We start from the raw sequence: 2,658 nt of genomic DNA, 5'->3' as shown, positions 1-2,658 counted from the left end.
CTTTCCCCAGCGCTGCAAGAGCTGATCAGCACAGCTACTGCCTGCAATCGCGGCGGTACGCTGTCACGCCGCAGCTTGTACCGCTGGGCGTCTGATTACGCCGAGGGCGGCGAAGCTGCGCTGTTGCCCGCCTTTCGCAAGTCCGAGCCGTTGCCGGATTGGTTTGAAGCATTCCTCGGGTACTACCAGAAGCCACAGCATCCCACCGTTGCCCTCGCTTATGACGAATTTGCCCGCGCCCTGAAAAAGCGTGGAGAAACGCCGCCCTCCATATATGCCGTGCGCCGCGCTCTCAATAAGATGAGCGCCCCGGCCCGTGAAGCTGGCCGCGCCACTGGCAACGCTCTTTTGAAGCTGCGGCCCTACCAGCGCCGCGACACGTCTGAACTGTGGCCCGGCGATGTGTACACGGCGGACGGCACCACGTTTGACGCCGAGGTGCTCCACCCTGACCACGGGCAGCCCTTCAAACCCGAGATTACAGCCATCATCGACGTGGCAACCCGCCGTTGCGTGGGCATCAGTATTGCGCTGTCTGAAAGCAAGCTGACCGTGCTTGACGCCCTGCGCATGGCCTGCCTGTGGGCGGGCATACCAGCTATGTTTTATAGCGACTCCGGCCCCGGCTATTATAACAAGCTACTGCTTGATGACCGCACTGGCATGTTTCAACGCCTTGGCATCTCGCCTTGCAATGCCATTCCGGGCCGCCCGCAGGGTAAGGGCCTCATGGAGCGCGCCGTCAAAACATTGTGGGTACGCGCCGCGCAGGGGCTTGCCAGCTACACCGGGGCGCTTATGGACACGGACGCCGCCCACCGCAATTTCAAGGCCAGCCGCGCCGCCCTCAAAAACGGTAAACGCGCCATCCTGCCCACTTGGGACGAATGCAAAAAGCACATCCTCGCCCGTGTGGAGGAATATAACGCCACGCCGCACCGTGGGTTGCCGCGTTACCGCGATGCGGAGGGCCGCATGGTGCATTACAGCCCCAACGAATTTTGGGCCACATTTGAGCAACGCGGCTTTGAACCTGTGCTGGTGCCGCACGGCATGGGCGCTGAACTGTTCATGCCCGGTGAGCGTCGCAAGTGTCGTAATTGCTGGATACAAATGTTTAACGGCTTTTACTACGCGCCGGAACTAGAAGACTACCACGGCCAATACGTCGAAGCCCGCTACGACATTTGGGACAGCAGCCGCATCAGGTGCTGGACGCTCGACGGCAGGCAGATATGCGAGGCCACACTTGAAGGCAACACCAGCCCGTACTTTGCGGAAAGCCGCGTCCAAGACGCCCGCGACAAGCGCGCCAAGGCGCAGGTCAAACGCATAGATGCCAAGCTTCAGCGCGTGGCCCCCGGTGCGGAAATAATCCTTCCCGACGTCTTGCGCCCCGCCTTGGCCGACAGCACACAACCCACAGTCATTGACATGTCTGCTGCCTGTGAGGCCGTGGCGGCCCCGGAAATGATAGAGGCAGACGCCCCCACGGCTCAAGCCGCGCGCCCCCTCTTTGCCAACACGTTTGACCGCTACCGCTGGCTGATGCGCAACCCCGCGCAGCAGACAACGGCAGACATTGAATTTCTGACCAATTACCGCAAGGGCGAGGAATACGCAGACATGCGTGACCTGCTCGACGTGGAAGGCATTGCTTAACAAAGGAGAATGCAAATGCGTCAAGGATTTGTAAAAACCGAAAACTACGCCCGGTTTACGGCTGGGGTCAAAGCCGTGGAAGCGCGCGGCGCTGCCGAGGCTGGCATGATGCTTGTTCACGGCCAACCGGGCTTGGGCAAGTCGCACATTGTTTACCGTTGGGCCGAGGAAGCCGGAGCCGTGTATCTGCGCGCTAACGTGGATTGGACGCCAAAATACTTTCTTGTGGAGCTTGCCAAGGCGCTCAACGTGGATTCGCGCGGCACGGCCCAGCAACTGTTTGAGCGTTGCCTGCGGGTGCTGATTGAGCGTCAGTCTCCAATCATCATTGATGAGAGCGAGTTCACCTTGCGGGATTCCGCAAGCGTACTGGAGAAAATCCGCGACTTCTCCGACCGCGCCGAGGTCACCGTGGTGCTGATCGGTATGGAACAGATACAGCGCAATATCAGCCGTCACAGGCAAATATCCTCGCGTATTGCCCAGGTGGTTGAGTTTGGTCCCTGCACTGCTGCGGACGTGGCCTTGGCTTGCGCCAAGCTCTGCGAATACGAGTTGACCCCGGCACTGGCGGGTGAAGTGTTGCGGTTGTCTGCCGGGCGCATGCGTGAAGTGCTCAACGTGCTGGCCCGTATAGAGCAGCTTGCCAAGGCCAACGGCCTCACCGGCAAGCTTGACGTGGCCCACTTCGCGGGAGTGGAACTGGCGCATGACTGGCAGAGCCGCACGGCCAAAACTGTGCGCAAGGCGGTTGCGTAGTCATGGCTGTTTTGTCCGAGCGTGTGATGCACCACCTTGCCGAGCACGGCGCATGCTACACGCGGCAACTAGCCGCAGCCCTCGGGGTAACCAGCGACGGAGTGTGTACCGTGTGCCGCTGCCTGCGCAGCTATGGCCTTATCCACACCACAGAAGACAACATGCACGGTCTGACGGCAGCCGGGCAGCAATGGACGCAGGTAGGCGGCTTTCTGCCATGCCAGCGGGCTGGCCGTG

Annotated in this window: 3 protein-coding genes; all 3 read left to right on the top strand. The window is 60.8% G+C overall.

What is annotated here, in order from left to right; all coding sequences use genetic code 11:
* On the top strand, positions 1 to 1,662 hold a 1,662-nt coding region (locus V6C16_RS10970), incomplete at its 5' end, for a Mu transposase C-terminal domain-containing protein (RefSeq protein ID WP_333543209.1).
* Between the two features lie 15 nt (positions 1,663 to 1,677).
* Positions 1,678 to 2,421, top strand: coding sequence for an ATP-binding protein (locus tag V6C16_RS10965; RefSeq protein ID WP_333535535.1), 744 nt, complete (start codon positions 1,678 to 1,680; stop codon positions 2,419 to 2,421).
* A 2-nt stretch (positions 2,422 to 2,423) separates the two neighbouring features.
* On the top strand, positions 2,424 to 2,658 hold a 235-nt coding region (locus V6C16_RS10960; RefSeq protein ID WP_333543208.1), incomplete at its 3' end, for a MarR family transcriptional regulator.

Source organism: Desulfovibrio sp. 1188_IL3213, from assembly GCF_036763145.1.
In the GTDB taxonomy this organism is placed as follows: Bacteria; Desulfobacterota; Desulfovibrionia; order Desulfovibrionales; family Desulfovibrionaceae; genus Desulfovibrio.
The sequence above is the reverse complement of the archived record's forward strand: the minus strand, read 5'-3'. Positions and strand labels throughout refer to the sequence as shown.